The sequence below is a fragment of the Pseudomonas sp. B34(2017) genome (assembly GCF_002112915.1).
GTDB lineage: Bacteria > Pseudomonadota > Gammaproteobacteria > Pseudomonadales > Pseudomonadaceae > Aquipseudomonas > Aquipseudomonas pharyngis.
In genome coordinates, this window is record NZ_NEJA01000001.1 from 788,725 (window position 1) to 805,972 (window position 17,248).

The 17,248-nt window shown below is 60.1% G+C and carries 18 protein-coding genes; 4 read left to right on the forward strand and 14 right to left on the reverse strand.

The genetic code is table 11. The features are described 5' to 3' along the window. Nucleotides 1-38: 38 nt before the first annotated feature. Nucleotides 39-581, reverse strand: a complete 543-nt coding sequence (locus CAF80_RS03820) for a YaeQ family protein (RefSeq protein WP_064593644.1) — start codon at nucleotides 579-581, stop codon at nucleotides 39-41. A 146-nt stretch (nucleotides 582-727) separates the two neighbouring features. On the opposite strand from CAF80_RS03820, the gene CAF80_RS03825 reads away from it, so the two are divergent. Both CAF80_RS03825 and CAF80_RS03830 read left to right on the forward strand, forming a co-directional pair. Then, entirely contained in the window at nucleotides 728-1,927 is a 1,200-nt protein-coding gene (locus tag CAF80_RS03825; RefSeq protein ID WP_039769570.1) for a CaiB/BaiF CoA-transferase family protein, read from the forward strand. A 13-nt stretch (nucleotides 1,928-1,940) separates the two neighbouring features. After that, nucleotides 1,941-2,834, forward strand: a complete 894-nt coding sequence (locus tag CAF80_RS03830) for a TIGR02285 family protein (RefSeq protein WP_170844890.1) — start codon at nucleotides 1,941-1,943, stop codon at nucleotides 2,832-2,834. A 174-nt stretch (nucleotides 2,835-3,008) separates the two neighbouring features. On the opposite strand, the gene CAF80_RS03835 is transcribed toward CAF80_RS03830, so the two are convergent. The 7 genes from CAF80_RS03835 to xerD form a co-directional block, all read right to left on the reverse strand. Continuing rightward, complete coding sequence (locus tag CAF80_RS03835) at nucleotides 3,009-3,290, reverse strand: DUF3509 domain-containing protein (RefSeq protein ID WP_064382409.1); 282 nt, start codon at nucleotides 3,288-3,290, stop codon at nucleotides 3,009-3,011. A 163-nt stretch (nucleotides 3,291-3,453) separates the two neighbouring features. After that, entirely contained in the window at nucleotides 3,454-3,861 is a 408-nt protein-coding gene (locus CAF80_RS03840) for a response regulator (RefSeq protein ID WP_039769567.1), read from the reverse strand. A 118-nt stretch (nucleotides 3,862-3,979) separates the two neighbouring features. Beyond that, a complete protein-coding gene (locus CAF80_RS03845) occupies nucleotides 3,980-5,350 on the reverse strand; it encodes a transporter substrate-binding domain-containing protein (protein WP_039769565.1) in 1,371 nt (456 codons plus the stop codon). 119 nt (nucleotides 5,351-5,469) lie between these two features. After that, nucleotides 5,470-6,879: a threonine synthase gene (gene thrC, locus CAF80_RS03850; protein ID WP_007954636.1), complete on the reverse strand. Its 1,410-nt coding sequence runs from the start codon at nucleotides 6,877-6,879 to the stop codon at nucleotides 5,470-5,472. A 109-nt stretch (nucleotides 6,880-6,988) separates the two neighbouring features. After that, on the reverse strand, nucleotides 6,989-8,293 hold the full coding sequence (locus CAF80_RS03855) for a homoserine dehydrogenase (RefSeq protein WP_074691229.1): 1,305 nt from the start codon (nucleotides 8,291-8,293) through the stop codon (nucleotides 6,989-6,991). A gap of 132 nt (nucleotides 8,294-8,425) precedes the next feature. Continuing rightward, a complete protein-coding gene (gene dsbC, locus CAF80_RS03860) occupies nucleotides 8,426-9,157 on the reverse strand; it encodes a bifunctional protein-disulfide isomerase/oxidoreductase DsbC (RefSeq protein WP_039769559.1) in 732 nt (243 codons plus the stop codon). A gap of 143 nt (nucleotides 9,158-9,300) precedes the next feature. Beyond that, a complete protein-coding gene (gene xerD, locus CAF80_RS03865) occupies nucleotides 9,301-10,197 on the reverse strand; it encodes a site-specific tyrosine recombinase XerD (RefSeq protein WP_085666860.1) in 897 nt (298 codons plus the stop codon). 107 nt (nucleotides 10,198-10,304) lie between these two features. Here xerD and CAF80_RS03870 point away from each other — a divergent pair, with 107 nt between their 5' ends. Continuing rightward, the gene (locus tag CAF80_RS03870) at nucleotides 10,305-12,116 is read left to right on the forward strand and encodes a sodium:proton antiporter (protein WP_085666861.1); all 1,812 of its coding nucleotides are present in this window, start codon (nucleotides 10,305-10,307) and stop codon (nucleotides 12,114-12,116) included. Nucleotides 12,117-12,140: 24 nt separating this feature from the next. Here the strand turns inward: CAF80_RS03870 and CAF80_RS03875 are convergent, their stop codons facing one another. The 6 genes from CAF80_RS03875 to ffh all read right to left on the reverse strand — a co-directional run bounded on the left by CAF80_RS03875 (nucleotide 12,141) and on the right by ffh (nucleotide 16,217). Continuing rightward, on the reverse strand, nucleotides 12,141-12,554 hold the full coding sequence (locus CAF80_RS03875) for an acyl-CoA thioesterase (RefSeq protein ID WP_011332614.1): 414 nt from the start codon (nucleotides 12,552-12,554) through the stop codon (nucleotides 12,141-12,143). A gap of 91 nt (nucleotides 12,555-12,645) precedes the next feature. Next, nucleotides 12,646-12,996, reverse strand: coding sequence for a 50S ribosomal protein L19 (gene rplS, locus CAF80_RS03880; RefSeq protein ID WP_003175895.1), 351 nt, complete (start codon nucleotides 12,994-12,996; stop codon nucleotides 12,646-12,648). 45 nt (nucleotides 12,997-13,041) lie between these two features. Beyond that, the gene (trmD, locus tag CAF80_RS03885; RefSeq protein WP_039769553.1) at nucleotides 13,042-13,794 is read right to left on the reverse strand and encodes a tRNA (guanosine(37)-N1)-methyltransferase TrmD; all 753 of its coding nucleotides are present in this window, start codon (nucleotides 13,792-13,794) and stop codon (nucleotides 13,042-13,044) included. 3 nt (nucleotides 13,795-13,797) lie between these two features. Beyond that, nucleotides 13,798-14,334: a ribosome maturation factor RimM gene (gene rimM, locus CAF80_RS03890; protein WP_011332613.1), complete on the reverse strand. Its 537-nt coding sequence runs from the start codon at nucleotides 14,332-14,334 to the stop codon at nucleotides 13,798-13,800. A gap of 5 nt (nucleotides 14,335-14,339) precedes the next feature. Further along, nucleotides 14,340-14,591: a 30S ribosomal protein S16 gene (rpsP, locus tag CAF80_RS03895; RefSeq protein WP_003185073.1), complete on the reverse strand. Its 252-nt coding sequence runs from the start codon at nucleotides 14,589-14,591 to the stop codon at nucleotides 14,340-14,342. Nucleotides 14,592-14,840: 249 nt separating this feature from the next. Next, a complete protein-coding gene (ffh, locus tag CAF80_RS03900) occupies nucleotides 14,841-16,217 on the reverse strand; it encodes a signal recognition particle protein (RefSeq protein ID WP_039769551.1) in 1,377 nt (458 codons plus the stop codon). A 209-nt stretch (nucleotides 16,218-16,426) separates the two neighbouring features. Here ffh and CAF80_RS03905 point away from each other — a divergent pair, with 209 nt between their 5' ends. Beyond that, complete coding sequence (locus tag CAF80_RS03905; RefSeq protein WP_039769548.1) at nucleotides 16,427-17,239, forward strand: inner membrane protein YpjD; 813 nt, start codon at nucleotides 16,427-16,429, stop codon at nucleotides 17,237-17,239. The last annotated feature ends 9 nt before the right edge of the window (nucleotides 17,240-17,248 follow it).

Consider the following 17,248-nt stretch of genomic DNA (forward strand, 5'->3'; position numbering starts at 1 on the left):
CTCTTGGATACGTGGGATTTTTCGGGAGTAGCGCGGACTTAACCGCGCTCGCCTTGCAGCCAGCTGAGCTGGACTTCGTGCTGGCCACGGTCGTCGGTGACGAAGATCGTGCCTTCGCTGATCATCACGTCCCACTTGATGACGCGGGGCATGTCCTTGGCCAGGGTTTCCAGCACTTCCTGCGGAACAGCGGCAATGTTGACGTTCTTCAGGTTCTTGATCGCCGGAATCACCTTGCCTTCCCAGACGCGCAGGCTGCCGTAGGCCAGCAGGCTGGTGCGTTCGGTGCGGCGCGAGCACCAGGTCAGGCGATCGGCATCCGGCTGGCCGACTTCGATCCAGTGCAGGACGCGGTCGTCCAGGCTCTTTTCCCACAGCGCAGGTTCATCCACGTCCGACAGACCACGCCCGAACGACAGTTGCTCGTTGTACCAGAGCGCGTAGGCCAACAGCCGCACGGTCATGCGTTCTTCGGTTTCCGAAGGATGGCGGGCGATGGTCTGCTTCACGTTCTCGTAGACGCTGCGGTCAAGGTCGGTGAGGTTCAGTTCGAATTTGTAGGTAGTGGACGGCTGGGCCATGAACGGGCTTCTTGATACGAGGAAAGTCGGCAAGTCTAACCGATGCTGTAGGCAATCCACGAATTGATGGCGATCAACCTTGCGCGACTGACAGCCGGCTATGTTAAAACGCTGTATCTGCTCAGCCTTGTCCTACAGGATCTCGCATGCCGTTCGCCAACAAACCGCTCAGCGGTCTGAAAGTCATTGAATTGGGTACTTTGATTGCCGGGCCGTTTGCTTCGCGCATCTGCGGCGAGTTCGGCGCCGAAGTGATCAAGATCGAATCGCCGGACGGCGGTGATCCATTGCGCAAATGGCGCAAGCTGTACGAAGGCACCTCGTTGTGGTGGTTCGTCCAGGCGCGCAACAAAAAGTCCCTGACGCTGAACCTGAAACACCCCGATGGCCTGGCGATCCTGAAAAAACTGCTGGGTGAAGCCGACATCCTGATCGAGAACTTCCGCCCCGGCGTGCTGGAAAAACTCGGCCTGGGCTGGGAAACCCTGCACGCGCTGAACCCGAAACTAGTGATGGTGCGCCTGTCCGGTTTCGGCCAGACCGGGCCAATGAAAGATCAGCCAGGTTTCGGTGCGGTCGGCGAATCCATGGGCGGCCTGCGCTACATCACCGGTTTCGAAGACCGCCCGCCGGTACGCACCGGGATTTCCATCGGCGATTCGATTGCGGCTTTGTGGGGCGTGATCGGCGCGTTGATGGCCTTGCGTCATCGCGAGGTCAACGGCGGCCTCGGCCAGGTGGTCGATGTGGCGCTGTACGAAGCGATCTTCGCCATGATGGAAAGCATGGTGCCGGAGTTCGATGTCTTCGGCTTCATTCGTGAGCGCACCGGTAACATCATGCCGGGCATCACCCCGTCGTCGATTCACACCAGTGCCGACGGCAAACACGTGCAGATCGGCGCCAACGGCGATGCGATCTTCAAGCGCTTCATGCTGATCATCGGCCGTGAAGATCTGGCCAATGACCCGGCGCTGGCCAGCAATGACGGGCGCGATACTCGCCGCGATGAGTTGTACGGGGTGATCGACCGCTGGGTCAAGTCGCTGCCGCTGCAAACCGTGCTGGATCTGCTGAATCAGGCCGAAGTGCCGGCCAGCCGGATCTTCAGCGCCGAAGACATGTTCAACGATCCGCAGTACCTGGCCCGGGAAATGTTCCTCCACGCCAAACTGCCGGACGGCAAACCTTTCAAGATGCCGGGCATCGTGCCAAAACTCTCTGAGACACCCGGCACGTCCGAATGGGTCGGACCGCAGCTCGGTGAGCACAATGCGCAGGTACTCCACGATCTTGGCTACGACGAGAAGCAGATCGCCCGGTTGCGCGAAGACGGAGCCATCTGAGCTGAAGCCCCTGATGCCCTCGGCCTCGAACCGCGCCCACCATTGGTGGACCTGGCGGTTGTTCGGCCTGCTGTTCCTGCTGGTGCTGCCGGCGTGGGCGCAGGCCAAACCGACGCTGATCTGGCTGTTGCGCGACCTGCCGCCGCTGACGATTTTCGAAGGCCCGAAAAAGGGCCAGGGCGTTATCGATCAATTGATGCCGATGCTGATTGCCGGCATGCCGCAATACGAACACACCTTGCTGCGGGTCAATCGCGCCCGTGGCATTCAAATGCTTCATGAACATCCCTTCGCCTGCGATCCGTCGCTGATCTGGAACAAGGAGAGGGCGCAATGGATCGCCTTCTCCATTCCCGCGTTTCGTGCTGTCAGCAATGGCCTAGTGGTGCGTCAGAGAGATCGCGAAGTGCTGGAGCCGTTTCTGGTCGAAGATGAAGTCGATCTGTCGGCATTTCTGGCCAACGGCGAGCGAAAAGTCGGCGTGGTAGCCGAGCGCAGTTATGGCGAGTACATCGATACATTACTGCATCAGGCACCGAGCGGCGCGCTGACGCCCCATTACGGCAACGACGCGCTCAGCAGCCTGCTGTCGATGCAGCGCCTGGGACGTTTGCAGGTAGTTTTGGGTTACTGGCCGGAAATCCGCTATCAGGCGCGCCAGGCCGAGATCACCGAGGACGAACTGCTGTTCTTCCCGATTCGCGGCACGGGCAAGTACCTGTCGGGCCATGTCGGCTGCACCGACACCACGGCGGGTCGCCAGGCGATCACCGAGATCAATCAGCTGTTGCGCACCCTGCCCCACGATCACCTCAACCAGCTCTACGCCGACTGGCTCGACCCCGAAAGGCGTCAGGATTATCTGGAACAGGCGCGGATTTTCTTCCAGCGACAAGCCGCGCAGTAAAATCCGGGCAAAAAGAAACCCCGAGAAGTGGGGAGACGACTCGGGGTTAAACGTGGCCTGTATCAAAGACCCGTAGCAGCAAGCGACAAGCACCGGAGCACAATGCTTGCTCCTGCTGTTACGGGGTCTGACCGACCTGAATGCAGGAAGGTTCCCACAAATGAAAAATCAGTTTCAGAGGGCCGGGTGCTTGTCGAGGGCTGCGTTTCGCAACGCGGCGATCACACAGGGTTCCAGCCGGCCTTCGGCAATCAGGATGTCACGGTGCAGGCCATCGACCACATCCGTCAGTTGGCGCTTGTCGCTCAATTGCGCCTGATTGAATTCGCGCTCCACCACGATCGCGCCGCTGCCGTTCTTCAAGGTCACCAGGCATTCGCCATGGCGACCCCGAGGGGTCAACGTCACTTGATACGGGCTTAGAGCCTCACCGAGCAATAGACTGATACTTTCCATCTCGATCTCCACTCAATAGTCCGAAAACACAGTGCCTGGGGCGTGTTCACAGTAAATGACCACCGGCCCGAGAGGAAAGTTCTGCTTGTCGCCGGCTTCTCCCGGAGCGTCACCGGCCTATCGGAGCATGCATGGGGAAGATGACAGAAAAATAATCGGGGGCTCAGGCGTCGACGGAATGCCTGGGGAGGGTCATGTAGGCATCCAGCAGCGCCCTCATCAACACCGCCGAGACTGGCGTGTGCAAACGGCCCAGCAAGGTGATCCGGTGCTCGCCCAGCAAGGTTTCCAGATCGTCCAGCAGGCTGGGTGCCACGGCCCCCAGCAGAATCATCGCCCGCGCTTTCTGTCGGTCGGCCAGATGCCGAATCAGCGCAAGCCCGTCACCGTTCTGCAATTGTGGATTGCACAGGGTGATGTCCACGGCTCCGCGACGCTCCAGTGAGCGCTTTGCCGAGCCCAGCGACGGCGCGGTCAGAACATCGTAGATACCGATGGCGTTGAGCATCTGGTGCAACGCCATCAACTGGAACGGATTGGGTTCTAGAATCAGGATCTTGAGCGAGCGCATGGGACGACCTCTGGAGCGACAATCGCGGATTCACGCCGCAGTGGCCTGTCACTCTAGGGCAGTCGTCCTAAGCCTCCCATCAGAAAAGGAATCGCGGTTTATAGGACTTTTCCCATCTTTAATGCAGACATTGACACCCGCTCTCCTTCCGCCGCTCGGTGATGTCGGTCCAGCCTCCGAGCAGGCCACGCAGTTTTCCATCGGCACTGTAAAACGGCACCGTCCACTGATAAATCTGACGGGGGCCGCTCTTGAACATCAGCTGTCGTTTGCTGAAACGTGTTTTACGAGTGCCCAACTGCGCCATGAACTCGTCGTGCAACATCAGTGCCGTGGCCTGTGGAAGCGCATCGATCTCGAACAGCTTCCGGCCCTGTACCTGCTCCAGCCGAACCGACAGCGCATCTTCATAGCTGCGGTTGCACATGATCAACCGCCCCTGCAGATCGCGCACGAACACGGGGTCGGGCATCGCATCGATCAATGCATGTTGGAAAGCCAGTTGATCACTTAGATCTTTTTCGGCCGCACGCCGCTGTTTTACCTCGACCGTCAATCGACGGTTCCACAGCAACGGCAACAGCCCGAACACACCGAGCCCGCCCATCGCCCAGCACCCCCACTTGATCAGGAGCGAGCTGATCGAGGGTACCGGAGCGGGAGAAATGCCATCCAGCCATTTCAGGCGCATGGCGCGCAGTTCGGCTGCCGAGAAAGCGCCCAGTGCCTTGTTGAGGATGCTCACAAGCTCTGGCAGCCCCTTGCGCACCGCCAGATGATCGGCCTCCCACTTGCCTTCCACGAGACCCGAGACCCTGAGCAGGCCGGAGGGAAACAGCTGCGCGCCGATCTCGTTTTCGATGGTGGCGTAGGCCTCACCACTCTCGACCAGCGCCCGGGCCTCGGCATAGGTCTTGACCGAGCGGATCTCGATGGACGGATAGTCGCGTCGAATGCTGTCCTCCAGCGCGTGCCTTGCCGGCAGGACCAACACCCGTTTGGCCAGCGTTTCGAGCGACTTTATCGGCGGCTCGCCCGAACGACCGACGAATACCCAGCCGGCACCGCCGAACGCGTGACTGAAGTCCAGGAATGCCTTGCGCTCGTCATTCATTGCCAACGTCGTGCTGATGTCGGCCACGCCACTCTGGAGCCGTTCCAGCATGTGATCGGTGGAAAACGACTCCTGATGGACGAACTGCAATCCGGTCATGGCGCTGATATGCGTGAGCACATCGTTGTTCAAGCCGCTCCACTGACCATGTTCGTCCTGAAACAGATACAACGGGTATTGCACCGAGGCGACCGTCACCCGGGGATTGTCCCGAATCCACTGACGCTCATTTTCATCCAGCTCGATGGGCTGGACACTCTCCCCCCCTTCGGAATGCCTCGCCAGATGGGCAGCTTCGCTCGACTGCGACAACTCGAAGCCCCCCAATAAAAACAACCAGCACAGAGCTGCTTTCAATCCTGAAAAAAACCGCATTGCCACATCCTTCGTCATCGACTCGCCCGTCCTTCGTGGGCGAAACGCGCGCAGTGTGGCATGCAAAAACAAGAAAGCCCGTCAGGAGACGGGCTTCAAAATGTGACAGCTTTGCGGGCTTAAAGAGGCTTGCCGCGGTTGCCATGCTGACTGACAAAGGCCTGCACGGCTTTCAGCTCGTTTGCCAGCACTGTGCAGCGCTCTTCTCTCTCAAACAAATCAGAAAGATGTGCAGGTAGTTCGAGAGCTTTTCCTACACCAGCTTTCTCCACCGCGTCCGGGAACTTGACCGGATGCGCCGTGCCCAGAATCACCATCGGGATGTCCAGGCTGCGACGGCATTCGCGCGCGGCTTTCACGCCAATGGCGGTGTGCGGATCCAGCACCTCACCGGTCTGCTCGTAGACTTCGGCGATGGTTTCGCAGGTTTGCGCATCGTCCACGGCCAGCGAGTCGAACAGTTTGCGTGCTTCGGTCCAGCGTTCCTGTTCGACGCTGAAACCGCCGCCCTGCTTGAACGAATCCATCAGCCCGGCAATTGCCGCACCGTTGCGGCCGTGCAGGTCGAACAGCAGGCGTTCGAAGTTCGACGAGACCATGATGTCCATCGACGGCGACAGCGTGGCGTGCAGGGTTTCCTTGACGTACTGGTTGCCACTCATGAAGCGGTGCAGGATGTCGTTGCGGTTGGTGGCGACGATCAACTGGTTGATCGGCAGGCCCATGTTGCGCGCCAGATAGCCGGCGAAGATGTCGCCGAAGTTGCCGGTCGGCACCGAGAACGACACCGAACGCGCCGGGCCGCCCAATTGCAGGGCCGCGTGGAAGTAGTAAACGATCTGGGCCATGATCCGTGCCCAGTTGATCGAGTTCACTGCCACCAGGCGGGTGCCCTTGAGGAAGCTCTGGTCGGCGAAGCTGGCCTTGACCATTTCCTGGCAGTCATCGAAGTTGCCTTCGATGGCGATGTTGTGGATGTTCTCACCGAGAATGGTGGTCATCTGCCGACGCTGCACTTCGGACACACGGTTGTGCGGGTGCAGGATGAAGATGTCGACGTTTTCGCAGTGCTTGCAGCCTTCGATGGCGGCCGAACCGGTGTCACCGGAGGTGGCGCCGACGATCACCACGCGCTCGCCGCGCTTTTCCAGCACGTAGTCGAGCAAGCGACCGAGCAGTTGCAGGGCGAAGTCCTTGAACGCCAGGGTCGGGCCGTGGAACAGCTCCAGCACCCATTCGTTGCCGTTCAACTGACGCAGCGGCGCAACGGCGTTGTGGGCGAACACACCGTAGGTTTCTTCAAGAATCTTTTTGAAATCGGCGTCCGGAATGCTGCCGGTGACGAACGGGCGCATGACGCGGAAAGCCAGCTCGTGATACGGCAGGCCGGCCCAGGAAGCGATTTCTTCCTGGGTGAAACGTGGCAGGTTTTCCGGGACGTACAGACCGCCGTCGGTGGCGAGACCGGCCAGCAGGACGTCTTCGAAATTCAGGGCCGGTGCCTGGCCGCGGGTACTGATGTAACGCATAGGGGCAAACCTTCGGTTTGAGCTTCAAGCTACGAGTTACAAGCTTCAAGTAAAAGCCGGACTGCTTTTCTCTTGCTGCTTGCAGCTCGAAGCTTGCAGCTGTTTCTGTTTAGTTCAAGTGCTCGACACGGATCCGCACGACCGGACCGACCACGCCCGCCAGCGCTTCGAGGGCGGCGATCGCATCGTTGATGTGCTGTTCCAGCACGCGGTGTGTCAGCAGGATCATCGGCACCAGGCCGTCGTGTTCCTCGACTTCCTTCTGCATGATCGACTCGATGTTGATGCCACGCTCCGAGAGGATGCTCGCCACCTGAGCGAGTACGCCCGGATGGTCCTTGGCCTGGATGCGCAGGTAGTAGGCGCTTTCGCAGGCTTCGATCGGCAGGATCGGATGGGCCGACAGCGAATCCGGCTGGAAAGCCAGGTGCGGCACGCGGTTTTCCGGATCGGAGGTCATGGCGCGAACCACGTCCACCAGATCCGCGATCACCGACGAAGCGGTCGGCTCCATGCCGGCGCCGGCGCCGTAGAACAGGGTCGAACCGGCAGCGTCACCGTTGACCATCACCGCGTTCATCACACCGTTGACGTTGGCGATCAGGCGATCAGCCGGGATCAGCGTCGGGTGTACGCGCAGCTCGATACCGGCGGCGGTGCTGCGTGCCACGCCCAGATGCTTGATGCGGTAGCCCAGCGCTTCGGCGTAATTCACGTCGGCGGTGGTCAGCTTGGTGATGCCTTCGGTGTAAGCCTTGTCGAACTGCAGCGGAACACCGAATGCGATTGACGCCAGGATCGTCAGCTTGTGCGCCGCGTCGATGCCTTCGACGTCGAAGGTCGGATCGGCTTCGGCGTAACCCAGCGCTTGCGCCTCGGCCAGCACGTCTTCGAAGGTGCGACCCTTCTCGCGCATTTCGGTGAGGATGAAGTTGCCGGTGCCGTTGATGATCCCGGCGACCCAGTTGATACGGTTGGCGGACAGGCCTTCACGGATCGCCTTGATCACCGGAATGCCGCCGGCGACCGCCGCTTCAAATGCCACGATCACGCCTTTCTCGCGTGCCCTGGCGAAAATTTCATTACCGTGAACGGCAATCAGAGCCTTGTTCGCGGTGACCACATGCTTGCCATTCTCGATGGCCTTGAGTACCAGCTCGCGGGCAACGGTGTAGCCGCCCATCAGCTCTATGACGATGTCGATCTCAGGGTTCGTGGCCACTTCGAAGACATCGTTGGTAATCGCAATACCGGTCGTCTGGAACTGAGGCTTTGGCGTGCGCGTGGCAATTTGTGCCACTTCGATTCCACGCCCGGCACGACGAGCAATTTCCTCGGCGTTGCGCTGAAGTACGTTGAAGGTTCCGCCACCGACGGTCCCTAACCCACAGATGCCTACTTTGACCGGTTTCACTGTGAACTCCCCATAAAACGGCCGACACGAGGCCGGCCGTGAAAACAACCGCAGGTTCGCGGCTCTCTGTTGATGGCCCGGCAATCCTGCCGCCGGACCACGCTCGTCAACGCCTGAGCGTGACGATGCGAATTACTTCGCGCCCAGCGCCAGTTTGGCGACTTGTGGCGCAGGCTGGTAGCCCGGAATGACTTGTCCGTCGGCCAAAACGATGGCCGGTGTACCGTTCACGCCGATCGACTGACCGAGGGCGAACTGTTTGGAAACCGGGTTATCGCACTTGGCGGCCTTGATTTCCTTGCCATCGACCATTTTGTCCATGGCCGCTTTCTTGTCTTTCGAGCACCACACCGCTTGCAGCTGTTCGTCACCCGGCGAATTCAGGCCCTGACGCGGGAACGCGACGTAACGCACTTCGATGCCGCGCTTGTTCAGCTCGGGCACTTCAGCGTGCAGCTTGTGGCAGTACGGGCAAGTGGTGTCGGTGAAAACGGTGATGTGCGACTTGGTTTCACCCACGGCCGGGTAAACCACGGTCTCGGCTACCGGGATCGCATTGATCAGTTTGGAAATGCCCAGGCGCTCGGTCTTCTCGGTCAAGTTGACCGGTTTGCCGTCCTTGAGCTGGAACATGTAGCCCTGAACGATGTACTGGCCGTCGGCGCTGGCGTAGAGCACGCGACTGCCCTTGAGCTTGACTTCGTACAGGCCTGGCAGCGGACTGGCGGTGATGGTATCGACCGGCACATCGAGCTGGAGGTTTTCCAGGCTTTGGCGAATCGCTTTGTCGGCCGCGTCATCGGCGACGGCAAAGGTGCTGACCAACGCAATGGCTGCGGCGGCGAAAATCTGGGTCAGACGCATGAGAACTCCTGAAGGCGGACAAATGGAACGATCAGAACGCCCGTGCCGGAACACCGGGTCATAACCGCCCATCGTGCAAACCGGCAAAGCCTACCACATAAGGCTCCCGTGGCCGAATGCGCCTGTCGCAAGACAAAATGCGCTCAGCCACGCGGGTGATGTTTGGCATGCAGATCCTGCAAACGTGCCCGGGCGACGTGAGTGTAGATCTGCGTGGTCGACAGGTCGCTGTGGCCCAACAGTATCTGCACCACCCGCAGGTCGGCGCCATGGTTGAGCAGGTGTGTGGCAAACGCGTGACGCAGGGTGTGCGGTGACAGTGACTTGCCGATTCCGGCAACCTTGGCCTGATGCTTGATACGGTGCCAGAAAGTCTGGCGAGTCATCTGCTCGCCGCGCTGACTGGGGAACAGCACATCGCTCGGGCGCCCGCCGAGCAGCTCACCGCGACCGTCACGCAGGTAGCGCTCGACCCAGACAATCGCCTCCTCGCCCATCGGCACCAGCCGCTCCTTGCTGCCCTTGCCCATCACCCGCAACACGCCCTGACGCAGGTTGACCTGTTCCAGCGTCAGGCTGATCAGCTCGGTGACACGCAGGCCGCAGGCATACAAGACTTCGAGCATGGCGCGATCGCGCTGGCCGATGGCTTCGCTCAAGTCCGGCGCCTTCAGCAGCGCTTCGACGTCGGCTTCCGACAGGGATTTGGGCAGCGGCCGACCGAGTTGCGGCATATCCACGCGCAAAGTTGGATCAACCGAAATCAGCTTTTCCCGCAGCAGATAGCGATAAAAGCCACGCACACCGGAGAGAAATCGCGCCGTAGAGCGAGGTTTGTAGTTCTGTTCCAGACGCCAGGCCAGGTGATCGAGGATCAGTTCGCGACCGGCATTGACCAGTTCGAGACCTTTGTCCTGCAACCAGCCATTGAACAGCGCGAGATCACTGCGGTAGGCGTCGCGAGTGTTGTCGGAGAGACCTTTTTCCAGCCAGAGGGCGTCGAGAAACTGGTCGATCAGTGGGTGGTCGATGGCAGGCATGGGCGCTCAAGACACGCAGGCTTGGCACTGCGCGCAAATAAAGAGTGAACGGTTGAAATGGCCGCTAGTCTTTCATAGCCCGCTATTTCAAGGAACAGGGAGCTTCAATGAACGAGCAGCAAATTCTGTTGGCTTTCGGTGGTATCGGCGCTGCCGCACTGGGCTGCCAATGGCTCGCCTGGCGCCTTAAGCTGCCGGCGATTCTGTTTCTGCTGCTGACCGGCATTCTGGCGGGCCCCGTGCTGGGCTGGCTCGACCCGCAGGAAATGTTCGGCCCGTTGCTGATGCCATTGGTGTCGCTGGCGGTGGCGCTGATTCTGTTTGAAGGCAGCCTGACCCTGCACCTGTCGGAATGGCGCGAGATCGGCAGCGTCGTGCATCGGCTGGTCACAATCGGTGCGCTCTCGACATGGGTAGTGATTGCGGTCGCGACCCACTGGCTGCTGGGCTTCGACTGGCTGTTGGCGATCCTGTTCGGCAGCCTGACCCTGGTGACCGGGCCGACCGTGATCGTGCCGATGCTGCGCGTGGTGCGGCCGAAGGCTTCGATCGCCAACATCCTGCGCTGGGAAGGGATTGTGATCGACCCGATCGGCGCGCTGCTCGCGGTGGTGGTCTACAGCTTCATCATCGCCCGGGCCGAAGGCCACGGCCTGGAACAGAGTCTGCTGACCTTCGGTGGTGTGATTGTCTGCGGCAGTGCGTTCGGCGTTGCCGGTGGCTGGCTGCTCGGCACGATCATCCGGCGCCAATGGCTACCGGAGTATTTGCACAATCTGGCATCGCTCGCCGCGGTGCTGGGGATATTCATCGCCGCCAACCAGGTCATGCACGAATCCGGGCTGTTGGCGGTGACGTTGATGGGCATGTGGCTGGCGAACATGAAGGGGGTGGATGTGCGGCACATCCTGCACTTCAAGGAAAATCTCAGCGTGCTGCTGATTTCCGGACTGTTCATCCTGCTGGCGGCACGACTGGATCTGAACGCGTTGATCGGTCTCGGGCCGCTGGTGTTGATCCTGTTGCTGGTGATTCAGCTGATCGCCCGACCGTTGAACGTGGTGCTGAGCACCGCCGGTTCGAGCCTGAGTTGGCGTGAACGTGCGCTGTTGTGCTGGATTGCCCCGCGCGGGATCGTCGCGGCGGCGGTCTCGGCGATCTTCGCGATTCGCCTGGATGAAGCGGGCCATGAAGGTGCGCTGTTGCTGGTACCGCTGACTTTCGCGGTGATCATAGGCACTGTCGTGCTGCAAAGTGCGACGGCCCGGCCACTGGCGCGCTTGTTGAAGGTTGCGGAACCGGCGCCGAGCGGGTTCCTGATTGTCGGGGCGAACGGGCCTGCGCGCTTGCTCGGCAAGTCGCTGCAACAGCTGGGCAGCCGGGTGCTGCTGACGGATTCAAGCTGGGAAAATATCCGCGCCGCGCGCATGGATGGCTTGCCGACCTACTTCGGCAATCCGGCCTCACAGCACGCCGATGCGCATCTGGACCTGGTCGGACTGGGGCATTTGCTGGCGCTGTCACCGTCGGGCGAACTCAATACACTGGCGGCCATGCGCTTTCGTCATGAATTTGGCCATCAGCGGCTGTTCGGGCTGGCCAGCGGTCAGGAAAGCCGTCGCAGCGACAAGCACCGCGCCAGCCTCGAACATCGAGGCAATCAACTGGGGAGCGAGGCGCTGACTTACGCCAGACTCGCCAGTCAACTGGGGCAAGGTGCCGATCTTTACAGCACGACGCTGACGGACGGGTTTGGCTGGGACGATTACCGCGCGCTGCATGGCAATCGCGCGACGCTGCTGTTCATGCGCGATGACAGCGGCTGGGTGCATGTCGTGACGCCGGAAACCGTGTTGAAGCCGGGGCCTGGGTGGACGTTGCTGGCGCTGATTCAGCCTGAGGCCAACGCCGCTGCATAAATAGATTCGCGGCTCGGTGCTGGATCAGGCCGCGAAACCCGGCAGCACCGGCACCGGACGCTTGTCATCATCGATGGCAACAAAGCTGAACTGCCCATGAATGGCTTTCTCACGCCCGTCACAGCTCATGCTTTCGACGAACACTTCCACCTCGACCTTGAGACTGGTGTTGCCAACCTTGATCACCCGCCCAACCAGCTCGACGATGGAACCTGCCGGGATCGCGTGATTGAAGTCGATGCGATCGGTCGACACCGTCACCAGCGGCAAACGGCAAAACCGGGTGGCGGTGATGAACGACACTTCGTCCATCCAGGCCAGCGCAGTGCCGCCGAACAGGGTGTTGTGGTGGTTGGTGGTCGGCGGGAACACCGCCTTGGTCACGCGGGTCACCGAGAGTTCGGTGCGGCGTTCGATTTCTTGCTCGCGAGGGGTCATGGGTCAGGCCTGAAACAGAAATGCGGTGGATAAATTGCGGGCAACAAAAAAGCAGCCCGTAGGCTGCTTTTTTCTGCATCGGAAGCTGGACTTAAGCCAGTTTTTCCTTGATGCGAGCTGCTTTACCCGACAGGTCGCGCAGGTAGTACAGCTTGGCTTTACGTACGTCACCGCGACGCTTGACAGCCATGCTGTCGATTTGCGGGGAGTAGGTCTGGAAAGTACGTTCTACGCCAACACCGTTGGAGATTTTACGAACGGTGAACGCACTGTTCACGCCGCGGTTACGCTTGGCGATTACAACGCCTTCGAACGCTTGCAGACGGGAACGATCGCCTTCCTTCACTTTCACCTGAACGACGATGGTGTCGCCTGGGGCAAAGGTAGGGATTTCTTTGGTCATCTGCTCTGCTTCGAGTGCAAGGATGATTTTGTTGGTCATGCTGTGCTCCTAAGGTAAATCGTCTGATCTACCATCGATACGTTGTTAACTATCGTCCCGCTCGCGGATGTATTCCTCGAGCAGCTTCTTCTCTTCTCCAGAAAGCGAGCGGCTTTCCAGAAGATCGGCGCGTCGTTCAAAGGTCCTGCCAAGGGACTGCTGTAAACGCCAACGCCGGATATGCGCGTGATTGCCACTCAGCAACACGTCGGGAACACGCTGATCCGCATACACCTCAGGTCGGGTGTAGTGCGGGCAATCCAGCAGACCATCCGTAAAGGAATCTTCCTCAGCGGAATCCGCATGCCCTAAAGCTCCGGGCAGCAGTCGTGTAACCGCATCGATCATGACCATGGCCGGCAGCTCGCCGCCAGACAACACATAGTCACCAATCGACCACTCTTCATCGACATGAGCCTCAATAAAGCGCTCGTCAATGCCTTCATAGCGACCGGCAATCAGGATCAATGCATCCGATTTCGCCAGTTCGCGTACCGCCGACTGAGTCAGTTGACGGCCTTGGGGGGACAGGTAAATCACCTTCGCCGCCTCCCCGGCTGCTGCCTTGGCCTGAACCAGTGCATCTTCCAGGGGCTTGATCTTCATCACCATGCCCGGACCACCGCCAAACGGGCGATCGTCCACAGTGTGATGTCGATCCGTCGTGTAATCCCGCGGATTCCAACAGGTCAGCTGCAAGAGCCCCTGTTTGACCGCACGACTGGTAATGCCGTACTCACTGATGGCCGAGAACATCTCGGGGAACAGCGTAATGACGTCTACGCGCAGGCTGGCCATTGCTTAGAAGTCCGCGTCCCATTCCACCCTCATCACGCCTGCTTCCAGGTCGATTGCCAGCACGCATTGCTCCGTATAGGGCAACAACCGCTCGCGATCATCCAGGCTGCCAACGCAGGGCTTGACCACCAATACATCGTTCGCGCCGGTCTCCAACAGGTGATCAACCTTGCCGAACAATTGTTCGTCCTGATTGATGACGCTCAGACCTTCCAACTGGTACCAGTAGTACTCGTCGGCGGTCAGGTCGGGCAAAAGGCTTCGCGGGATGCAAATCTCGTAACCGCTCAGAAGACGGGCTTCATCGCGATCGTCGAGGCCTTTGAGCTTCACAACCAGATCCTTTTGAGTGGATCGGCCGCTGACCAGCTCGACCTGTTTCACCACGCCTTCGCGCCGAAGCGTCCAGTTGCGATAGCCCAACAGGTTTTCAATCGGATCGGTAAAGGAAAAGACCTTCACCTCGCCGCGAACGCCGTGAACCGAAAAAATCTTGCCGACAACGATCAGATCATCAGCTTTTTCTGGCGTCGCGCTCATACTGCTCAGGCTGCAGCCTTGGCAGATTCCTTCAGCAACTGAGCAACACGCTCAGAAGGCTGTGCACCAACGCTCAGCCAGTAGGCAACGCGCTCTTGGTTCACGGACAGACGGATTTCCTGACCACGGGCAACAGGGTTGAAGAAGCCAACCTGTTCTTTGTGGGAACCGTCACGCGGGTTGCGGGAGTCGGTTACGGTCAGGTGGTAAAACGGGCGCTTTTTGGAGCCGCCAAGGGCAAGACGGATTGTTAGCATGTGAACATCGTTCCTGTAGTCGGTGCTGCAAATCTAAATGCACAGCGGGCATGGGTGCCCGAAAGGCCGCATATTCTAAGGAATATCCGGACTTTTGCAAATGACTTTTTCCGGCGCCTGTGGCATGCCGTGCAGATTTGCATATGGGGCCGTCGTTCAAAACGGCCAGTCAGCTCCCGCCGAGTGCGGGTTTGCTGTGGATCCCGCTTCCTTGCGGGACTGCGCCGGTGCGACGACCGGCGAGTTCTTTTACATCTTTGGCATGCCGCCGCCGGGCAACATTCCGCCCATGCCGCGCATCATTTTCGCCATTCCGCCCTTGGCGGAGAATTTCTTCATCATCTTCTGCATCTGCTTGTGCTGCTTGATCAAGCGACCGATGTCCTGCACCTGGGTGCCGGAACCCATGGCGATCCGGCGCTTGCGCGAACCGCTGATCAGCTCAGGGTCGCGGCGCTCGGCCGGGGTCATGGAATTGATGATGGCTTCCATCTGTTTGAACTGCTTCTCTGCGGCGCTCTGGGCATTGCCCATTTGCGAGAGATTGACGCCGCCGATGCTCGGCAGCTTGTCCATGAGCCCGCCGAGGCCGCCCATGTTCTTCATCTGTTGCAGCTGATCGCGGAAGTCTTCGAGGTCGAAGCCCTTGCCCTTCTTCAGCTTCTTGGCAAGCTTGTCGGCCTTGTCCTTGTCGAGGGTCGCTTCAGCCTGTTCGATCAGGCTGAGCACGTCGCCCATGCCGAGGATCCGCGAAGCGATACGCTCGGGGTGGAACGGATCGAGCGCTTCGCTCTTCTCGCCCATACCGATGAACTTGATCGGCTTGCCGGTGATAGCGCGAACGGACAGCGCGGCACCGCCACGGGCATCACCGTCGACCTTGGTCAGGATCACGCCGGTCAGCGGCAGCGCATCACCGAAGGCCTTGGCCGTGTTGGCCGCGTCCTGACCGGTCATGGCGTCGACCACGAACAGGGTTTCAACCGGATTGATCGCGGCGTGCAGCGCCTTGATCTCGCCCATCATCTCTTCATCGATGTGCAGACGACCGGCGGTGTCGACGATGACCACGTCGATGAATTTCAGTTTTGCTTCTTTAATAGCTGCGCTGGCGATGTCGACCGGTTTCTGGCTCAGGTCGGACGGGAAGAACGTCACGCCGATGTCGTTGGCCAAAGTTTCCAGCTGTTTAATAGCAGCAGGACGGTAGATGTCCGCCGACACGACCATGACCGACTTTTTCTTGCGCTCTTTAAGGAAGCGCGCCAGTTTGCCGGCGGTGGTGGTTTTACCCGCACCCTGCAGACCGGCCATCAGAATGACGGCAGGCGGCACGGCGCTCAGGTTCAAGTCTTCGTTGGCCGCGCCCATCAGGCTTTCCAGTTCGGCCTGGACGATCTTCACAAACGCCTGGCCCGGCGTCAGGCTGCGCGACACCTCGGTGCCGACAGCGCGCTCCTTGACCGAATTGACGAAGTCCTTGACCACCGGCAGGGCGACGTCGGCCTCGAGCAACGCCATGCGCACTTCGCGCAGGGTGTCTTTGATATTGTCCTCGGTCAGCTTCGCCTTGCCGGTGACATGGCGCAGCGTCTGCGAGAGACGGTCGGTTAAGTTTTCAAACATTGCGCGATCCTTTCAGGCCCTGTGTAGACCGGGATAATGGCGGCCCAGACCGGAATCAACATGTGCTCGGCGAGCCTGCGGCGTGGGCAGGTCGCGGATTATAGCGAAGACTGCGGCTGGCGGACACCTCGCTGTCAGCTTGCCGGTCTTTCGTGCAACGGCGGTTCTATGCCAAACTCAGCCCCTTTCGGGCTTGCCTAACAGGATTTATGCTCCCCTTGTCACCGAGTTTGCTGACCACCCTCGCCGCCGCCCTTCTCTACGCCGCTGCGACCCTCTATCAGGGCACCCGCCTGGCCACTGGCGCCAAGGCCAACAAGCGCCTGCTGGTCTCGCTCGGCGTTCTCGCCGTGCTGGCCCACAGCGCCAGCCTGCTTACGCATTTATTGACACCGATCGGTCTGGGCCTGGATTTCTTCAGCGCTTCGAGCCTGATCGCTGCGGCGGTCATTGCCCTGACCCTGCTCGCCTGCTCGCGGATTCCGGTGGAAAACCTGCTGGTGCTGCTGTTCCCGCTGGGTGCGATCACGGTGCTGCTGGCGCAGTTCGCGCCGGCCGGTACGGTGCAGATCATCGATGAAGAACCGGGCATCCTCGCGCACATCCTGTTGTCGATCCTCGCCTACGGCATGTTCACCATCGCGGTGTTCCAGGCCTTGTTGCTGCTGGTGCAGGATCATCAGCTCAAGCACAAGCACCCGTCCGGGCTGATCAAGAACTTCCCGCCACTGCAAACCATGGAAAGCCTGCTGTTCGGCTTCCTCTGGGCTGGCTGGACATTGCTGTCGCTGTCGTTGATCTCCGGCTGGCTGTTCGTCGAGAACCTGTTTGCCCAGCATCTGGTGCATAAAACCCTGCTGGCCTGCCTGGCCTGGATCGTGTTCAGCGTCCTGCTGTGGGGCCGTAACCGCCTCGGCTGGCGCGGACACAAGGCAATCCGCTGGACCCTCGCCGGTTTCTGCCTGCTGATGCTCGCGTATTTCGGCAGCAAACTGGTCCGTGAATACATCCTGCACATCTGACGGGCGGCA

Coding starts and splice junctions, on each gene's coding strand:
- CAF80_RS03820 (WP_064593644.1), bottom strand. CDS start 581: ATGGCCCAGCCGTCCACTACCTACAAATTCGAACTGAACCTCACCGAC.
- CAF80_RS03825 (WP_039769570.1), top strand. CDS start 728: ATGCCGTTCGCCAACAAACCGCTCAGCGGTCTGAAAGTCATTGAATTG.
- CAF80_RS03830 (WP_170844890.1), top strand. CDS start 1,941: ATGCCCTCGGCCTCGAACCGCGCCCACCATTGGTGGACCTGGCGGTTG.
- CAF80_RS03835 (WP_064382409.1), bottom strand. CDS start 3,290: ATGGAAAGTATCAGTCTATTGCTCGGTGAGGCTCTAAGCCCGTATCAA.
- CAF80_RS03840 (WP_039769567.1), bottom strand. CDS start 3,861: ATGCGCTCGCTCAAGATCCTGATTCTAGAACCCAATCCGTTCCAGTTG.
- CAF80_RS03845 (WP_039769565.1), bottom strand. CDS start 5,350: ATGCGGTTTTTTTCAGGATTGAAAGCAGCTCTGTGCTGGTTGTTTTTA.
- thrC (WP_007954636.1), bottom strand. CDS start 6,879: ATGCGTTACATCAGTACCCGCGGCCAGGCACCGGCCCTGAATTTCGAA.
- dsbC (WP_039769559.1), bottom strand. CDS start 9,157: ATGCGTCTGACCCAGATTTTCGCCGCCGCAGCCATTGCGTTGGTCAGC.
- xerD (WP_085666860.1), bottom strand. CDS start 10,197: ATGCCTGCCATCGACCACCCACTGATCGACCAGTTTCTCGACGCCCTC.
- CAF80_RS03870 (WP_085666861.1), top strand. CDS start 10,305: ATGAACGAGCAGCAAATTCTGTTGGCTTTCGGTGGTATCGGCGCTGCC.
- CAF80_RS03875 (WP_011332614.1), bottom strand. CDS start 12,554: ATGACCCCTCGCGAGCAAGAAATCGAACGCCGCACCGAACTCTCGGTG.
- rplS (WP_003175895.1), bottom strand. CDS start 12,996: ATGACCAACAAAATCATCCTTGCACTCGAAGCAGAGCAGATGACCAAA.
- trmD (WP_039769553.1), bottom strand. CDS start 13,794: ATGGCCAGCCTGCGCGTAGACGTCATTACGCTGTTCCCCGAGATGTTC.
- rimM (WP_011332613.1), bottom strand. CDS start 14,334: ATGAGCGCGACGCCAGAAAAAGCTGATGATCTGATCGTTGTCGGCAAG.
- rpsP (WP_003185073.1), bottom strand. CDS start 14,591: ATGCTAACAATCCGTCTTGCCCTTGGCGGCTCCAAAAAGCGCCCGTTT.
- ffh (WP_039769551.1), bottom strand. CDS start 16,217: ATGTTTGAAAACTTAACCGACCGTCTCTCGCAGACGCTGCGCCATGTC.
- CAF80_RS03905 (WP_039769548.1), top strand. CDS start 16,427: ATGCTCCCCTTGTCACCGAGTTTGCTGACCACCCTCGCCGCCGCCCTT.